This is a genomic window from Candidatus Rickettsiella isopodorum (assembly GCF_001881495.1).
Classification (GTDB): Bacteria; Pseudomonadota; Gammaproteobacteria; order Diplorickettsiales; family Diplorickettsiaceae; genus Aquirickettsiella; species Aquirickettsiella isopodorum.
This window is the reverse complement of record NZ_LUKY01000020.1, coordinates 1-5,000: the sequence shown is the minus strand read 5'-3', so window position 1 is coordinate 5,000 and position 5,000 is coordinate 1. Positions and strand designations below refer to the sequence as shown.

The following is a 5,000-nucleotide window of genomic DNA, read 5'->3' as shown; positions in this document are numbered from 1 at the left end:
CCTTCCGGCACCGGGCAGGCGTCACACCCTATACTTCCTCTTTCGAGTTCGCAGAGTGCTGTGTTTTTGGTAAACAGTCGCAACCACCTGATTATTTCAACCTCCCTCAGCTTTTGGGGTAAACCCAATCACCAAAAAAGGTGCACCTTCTCCCGAAGTTACGGTGCCAATTTGCCTAGTTCCTTCACCCAAGTTATCTCATCGCCTTAGTATTCTCTACCTGTCCACCTGTGTCGGTTTGCGGTACGGTTCCTATAGACCTGAAGTTTAGAGAGTTTTCCTGGAAGCAGGGCATCAATTACTTCGTCATTAACCGAGGTTAACAACTCGTCATCACGTCTCGAGATTAACGAAACTCCGGATTTTCCTAGAGCTTCTCTCTACTCGCTTAAACCGGAACTACCAGTCTCCGGCTAACCTAGCCTTCTTCGTCCTCCCATCACAGTCTATAAAAGTACAGGAATTTTAACCTGTTTCCCATCGACTACGCGTTTCCGCCTCGCCTTAGGGGCCGACTCACCCTGCGTCGATTACCGTTGCGCAGGAATCCTGGGACTTTCGGCGTGCGGGGTTTTCACCCGCATTATCGTTACTCATGTCAGCATTCGCACTTCGGATACCTCCAGCAACCCTTACAGGTCACCTTCAACGGCTTACCGAACGCTCCTCTACCACATCATCGGTCAAAAACCAATGACATTCACTGCTTCAGTATTAGGTTTGAGCCCCGTTCATTCTTCCGCGCAGACCGATTCGACCAGTGAGCTATTACGCTTTCTTTAAAGGATGGCTGCTTCTAAGCCAACCTCCTGGCTGTTTAAACCTTTCCACTACGTTTCACACTTAACCTAACTTTTGGGACTTTAGCAGGTGATCTGGGTTGTTTCCCTTTTCACGACGGACGTTAGCACCCGCCGTGTGTCTCCCGTGCATCACGAACTAGGTATTCGAAGTTTGCATCGGCTCAGTAAGTCGGGATGACCCCCTTACCGAAACAGTGCTCTACCCCCTAGTCGTTAACACGAGGCGCTACCTCAATAGCTTTCGAGGAGAACCAGCTATCTCCGAGCTTGTTTAGCCTTTCACTCCTAGCCACACCTCATCCCCATCTTTTGCAACAGATGTGGGTTCGGGCCTCCACTTAGTGTTACCCAAGCTTCACCCTGGACATGGCTAGCTCGCTCGGTTTCGGGTCGACTCCTAGCGACTCAACGCCCTATTCAGACTCGGTTTCCCTTCGCCTACCCTATTCGGTTAAGCTTGCCACTAAAAGTCACTCGCTGACCCATTATACAAAAGGTACGCAGTCACTCCGCACTTTAATTACTCTGTGTACTATCTAAAATATACTCTTCGCACTTGAATTTTTTTCTGCGTTACCGCTCAATTCGCAATCCTCATGTATGGTTAATACACTCCGGTTACTCATTTTCACGGCGCCTTGTCAAAAATCCCATTGCTGCGAGTACTACTTCTAATAGTCTTCTTTATTTTTCAGTTTCATATTTCTATTCACTGGTCTACAAAGTAATTTAAGTGCGGAGCTCCTACTGCTTGTACGCAGACGGTTTCAGGTTCTATTTCACTCCCCTCACCGGGGTTCTTTTCGCCTTTCCCTCACGGTACTGGTTCACTATCGGTCAGTCGAGAGTATTTAGCCTTGGAGGATGGTCCCCCCATCTTCAAACAGGATTTCTCGTGTCCCGCCCTACTTGGTTTCACGCTTAGTCTCATTAACAGATTTTCGCCGACGGGGCTTTCACCCTCTATGGCAGGCCTTTCCAGACCTTTTGGCTAACCTATTAACTAGCTCGTGAAGGCTCTTCCACGTTCGCTCGCCGCTACTTGCAGAATCTCATTTGATTTCTTTTCCTCGAGGTACTTAGATGTTTCAGTTCCCTCGGTTCGCTTTGTCAACCTATGAATTCAGTTAACAATGACCTATCTAAAATAGATCGGGTTTCCCCATTCAGATATCTCCGGATCAAAGCTTGTTTGCCAACTCCCCGAAGCTTTTCGCAGGCTTCCACGTCTTTCTTCGCCTTCGACTGCCAAGGCATCCACCTTCTGCGCTTATTTACTTGATTTGAGAACCCAACTCGTTACTCTTATCGGTGAACAATCTTCGTCTTTTAATTTATTTCTTCGTTGGACTTACTTTTCGAATGCTCATGTACTTTCCAGTACACTCCGCTTCTCTAAGCGCGCCCGCCTCGAACTAAACTAAAATACTTGATTTTCTAGATCAGCTTTTATTTCACTTTTTTAAGAGCAACATAAAAACTTCTCGCCAACTTAAGTGTAAAGCTTGCAAGCTTTGACTCGTTGGATTCCTCTCTTTCTGGTTCTTTCGCTGAATGCAACATACCCTGAAATTGTTTTACAACAATTTCATTATTTCATTCTTGGAAGATCATAAAAAAATTTTACTTTTTTTATATCTTCGCGCCTTCTTACAGATTTCTGTTTTGTTAATGAACTTCTCTATAGCCGCCAAAGACGACTATGATCTCCTTTTACCTTCCTGGCTTCTTATTTTTTTCCTTCTCTTCCTTATATTCTTTCAATTCTTTTCGGGCCTGTATTGGTGGAGCCAGTCGGGATCGAACCGACGACCCTCGGCTTGCAAAGCCGATGCTCTCCCAGCTGAGCTATGGCCCCTCATACTTTAGGAAGCTTGTCTTTTACTCGATTTCTGCGTTAAAAGCTTGTCTGCGGTACTCATGCACTCCGCAGTGCACTCCGTTCCTCGGCAATCTTTCGCCTTGAACTCGAATAAAATTCTTCGCTTCTCTAGTTCTGCACCCAAAAGACTTTTCTAATTTAGTCTTAAGCTGGTGGGTCTGGGTGGACTTGAACCACCGACCCCACGCTTATCAAGCGTGTGCTCTAACCAACTGAGCTACAGACCCTCAATCTTTTTAAGGCCTTCGTCTTTTGTTTTATTTCTTCGTTGGACTTGCTTTTCGAATGCTCATGTACTTTCCAGTACACTCCGCTTCTCAAAGCGCGTCCGCCTTGAACCAAATCAAAATACTCGGCCCGCTAATTCGGTTTTATGTCTATTCTGTTTATTTGAGAATCCGAAGATTCATCTAGTAAGAGTAAGCAATGTGTGTGAGCGCTTAGGCGTTTAGGGTTTATTATCTTATTTTCATAAGGAGGTGATCCAGCCGCAGGTTCCCCTACGGCTACCTTGTTACGACTTCACCCCAGTCATGAATCTTACCGTGGTCGGCGATCCCCTCTTGCGAGGTTAATCTACCGCCTTCTGGTAGAACCCACTCCCATGGTGTGACGGGCGGTGTGTACAAGGCCCGAGAACGTATTCACCGCGACTTGCTGATTCGCGATTACTAGCGATTCCAACTTCATGGAGTCGAGTTGCAGACTCCAATCCGGACTACGAGACGTTTTAAAGGATTGGCTCCCCCTCGCGGGTTGGCTTCCCTCTGTACGACCCATTGTAGCACGTGTGTAGCCCTACCCATAAAGGCCATGATGACTTGACGTCGTCCCCACCTTCCTCCGGTTTATCACCGGCAGTCTCCCTTAAGTTCCCAGCATAACCTGTTGGCAATAAAGGATAAGGGTTGCGCTCGTTACGGGACTTAACCCAACATCTCACGACACGAGCTGACGACAGCCATGCAGCACCTGTCTCTTGGTTCCTTTCGGCACAAAGGCATCTCTGCCTTCTCCCAAGGATGTCAAGGGTAGGTAAGGTTCTTCGGGTTGCATCGAATTAAACCACATGCTCCACCGCTTGTGCGGGCCCCCGTCAATTCCTTTGAGTTTTAACCTTGCGGCCGTACTCCCCAGGCGGAGAACTTAACGCGTTAGCTTCGCTACGTCATGCAGAGATTGCTCCCTACACATCACAGCCAGTTCTCATCGTTTACTGCGTGGACTACCAGGGTATCTAATCCTGTTTGCTCCCCACGCCTTCGCGCCTCAGTGTCAGTTAAGATCCAGGTTGTCGCCTTCGCCACTGATGTTCTTTCCGATATCTACGCATTTCACCGCTACACCGGAAATTCCACAACCCTCTATCTCACTCGAGTCAATCCGTTTTCGACGCAATTCCCAGGTTAAGCCCGGGGATTTCACATCAAACCTAATTAACCACCTACACGCCCTTTACGCCCAGTCATTCTGATTAACGCTTGCACCCTCTGTATTACCGCGGCTGCTGGCACAGAGTTAGCCGGTGCTTATTCTGCGGGTACCGTCATAACAGTCGCGTATTCAACAACTGCCTTTCTTCCCCACCTAAAGTGCTTTACAACCCGAAGGCCTTCTTCACACACGCGGCATCGCTGGATCAGGGTTGCCCCCATTGTCCAAGATTCCCCACTGCTGCCTCCCGTAGGAGTCTGGGCCGTGTCTCAGTCCCAGTGTGGCTGGTCATCCTCTCAGACCAGCTACGGATCGTCGCCTTGGTAGGCTTTTACCCCACCAACTAGCTAATCCGACGTAGGCTCACCCCAGAGCGCAAGGCCTTTCGGTCCCCTGCTTTTGATCTCTCGATATCATGCGGTATTAGCCCGAGTTTCCTCGGGTTATCCCACGCTCCAAGACAGATTCCTACGCGTTACTCACCCGTCCGCCACTCGCCACCCATAAAGACCGAAATCTTTACTGTGCTGCCGTTCGACTTGCATGTGTTAGGCATGCCGCCAGCGTTCAATCTGAGCCAGGATCAAACTCTTCACTTTTTTGTTTAATCCCGTCTCACTCAAATTATGATCTCTCACAATCTCAGCGCTCGGTTTGCTGATACTTATAACTATCAAAATCGCTTCTAATAGCCCTCATATCGGCTCTTGCCAAGCGCCCACACACTTTGCTTACTGCATCTACTTTGTTAATGAACTTTTAAGATTTTCTTAGTCGCTTCGTAGCTCTTACACTACTTCAACTCAACTCTTCTCTCTGCACCCTTAAGCCAAAAACTCAAGAGCTCGCGAATTCTACCTCATACATCTTTTCTGTCAAGC

2 tRNA genes and 2 rRNA genes (1 of these 4 running past the window's edge) are annotated in these 5,000 nt (G+C 48.0%); all 4 read right to left on the bottom strand.

Going from position 1 to position 5,000, the window contains the following annotated elements:
* Positions 1–2,087: ribosomal RNA gene (locus tag A1D18_RS00125) — 23S ribosomal RNA — on the bottom strand (it extends 1,129 nt beyond the left edge of the window).
* A gap of 498 nt (positions 2,088–2,585) precedes the next feature.
* A tRNA-Ala gene (locus tag A1D18_RS00120) sits at positions 2,586–2,661 on the bottom strand.
* A gap of 174 nt (positions 2,662–2,835) precedes the next feature.
* Positions 2,836–2,912: transfer RNA gene (locus A1D18_RS00115), tRNA-Ile, on the bottom strand.
* 245 nt (positions 2,913–3,157) lie between these two features.
* A 16S ribosomal RNA gene (locus A1D18_RS00110) occupies positions 3,158–4,718 on the bottom strand.
* The 16S and 23S rRNA genes sit together here with 2 tRNA genes alongside, the layout of an rRNA operon.
* Positions 4,719–5,000: the final 282 nt, after the last annotated feature.